The following is a 1,393-nucleotide window of genomic DNA, read 5'->3' on the forward strand; positions in this document are numbered from 1 at the left end:
GTTTGAGGTGCGCCGCCGTTCGTCAGGTTCCTGCGTCCGGTGCCCGGATCACCCGGTCCATGGGGGGAGGAAGCCTTGTTATTCGTCGGACCCGTGCCGGCTTCCGGACTTGGCCAGACCGCGGGCGATCATGTAACCGATGGTCAGCCACGTGATGTACTGCATCGCCTGGTTGGCATCGAACGGATCACCGCCATTCTCATCGCCGTTCTCCCCCACCACTATCGCGGTGATGATCGTGCCCAGGACCGCGGCGAGGTAAACGATGAGTTCGGTGGTCTTCACCGCGGCCTTGGTCTCGGCCAGCCGGTGGTGTGGGGTGTGCTCGTTGCGGGGTGCTGCCATGATGACTCCTGAAGTTTGGGGGGGCCGTACCGGCCATGCATCCGGGGAAACGCGCTGCCCAGCCCATCGCGCTACACTGTAGAATTTACCCTTAGACATCGATGATGGCAAGCATGCTTACCTTCCCGGCGGGCCTGCCTTCCTGACTGTCCAGGCTGTGCAGATCCCCGACCCAAGAGACGACCAACCGCATGTCCAAGCATCCCGACGGCACGGCTCCCGGCCCGCCTCCGGACGGTGTTCCCGTTCCCCGCACACCGGCCCGGCGGCCCCGCCTGAACCGGGACCTCGTTCTGGCCACCGCGCTTCGTCTCATCGACGCGGAGGGTCTGGACGCGCTGACCATGCGCCGGCTTGGACAGGAACTGGGCCGTGACCCGATGGCGCTCTACCGTTACGCGGACAACCGGGCCGCGCTCCTGGACGGCGTCGCGGAACTTGTCCTCAGCGAGCTAGTCATCCACCCCGAAGACAGCGACTGGAAGTCCCAGCTCAGACAGACCGCCCACGAGTTCCGGCGGATCGCCCTGACCCACCCCCACGTGGTGCCGCTGCTGGTCACCCGCCCCCTGTCCACCCCGCTGGGGCTTCGCCCCCTGGGCACCCTGCGCCCGCTGGAGCAGATCCTTTCCCTGCTCATCCGGGCCGGCTTTGCCCCGGCAGACGCCCTGCATGTGTACCGGGCCTACTACGGATACCTCTACGGTCACATTCTCAACGAACTGCAGGAATTCATCGTCGACCCCGAGGAAAAGGAACACCTGCTCCGCCTGGGCCTGCACCGACTGCCGGCGCGCGAATTCCCCCACCTCCGAAAACTGGCCCACATCCTCGCCGAATACGACGGCGCCGCCGAACTCGACCAGGGAATCACCATCCTCCTGGCCGGCCTGGAAGCCCAGCTGCACCCCCCCGCCAACAAGGAACCCTGACCGGATCCGCCCCCCGGATTTCCCCGGCGGCATGCACGGCGTCACCGGCGAACCCTTCACCACCTGCCCGTAACCCGGATGACCCTGCCGGGCCGGGGACAGGACAGCCACCCCCT

The 1,393-nt window shown here is 66.5% G+C and carries 2 protein-coding genes; one reads left to right on the forward strand and one right to left on the reverse strand.

Annotation, left to right across the window (positions count from 1 at the left end; all coding sequences use genetic code 11):
- Positions 1–78: 78 nt before the first annotated feature.
- Positions 79–345 (reverse strand): hypothetical protein, encoded by a 267-nt coding sequence (locus tag AC5RVV_RS17370; protein ID WP_494002606.1) that lies wholly within the window; start codon positions 343–345, stop codon positions 79–81.
- Positions 346–536: 191 nt separating this feature from the next.
- On the opposite strand from AC5RVV_RS17370, the gene AC5RVV_RS17375 reads away from it, so the two are divergent.
- Entirely contained in the window at positions 537–1,277 is a 741-nt protein-coding gene (locus tag AC5RVV_RS17375; RefSeq protein WP_494002607.1) for a TetR/AcrR family transcriptional regulator C-terminal domain-containing protein, read from the forward strand.
- Positions 1,278–1,393: the final 116 nt, after the last annotated feature.

It is taken from the genome of Arthrobacter sp. MDT2-34-1 (assembly GCF_059091365.1).

Coding starts and splice junctions, on each gene's coding strand:
- AC5RVV_RS17370 (WP_494002606.1), bottom strand. CDS start 345: ATGGCAGCACCCCGCAACGAGCACACCCCACACCACCGGCTGGCCGAG.
- AC5RVV_RS17375 (WP_494002607.1), top strand. CDS start 537: ATGTCCAAGCATCCCGACGGCACGGCTCCCGGCCCGCCTCCGGACGGT.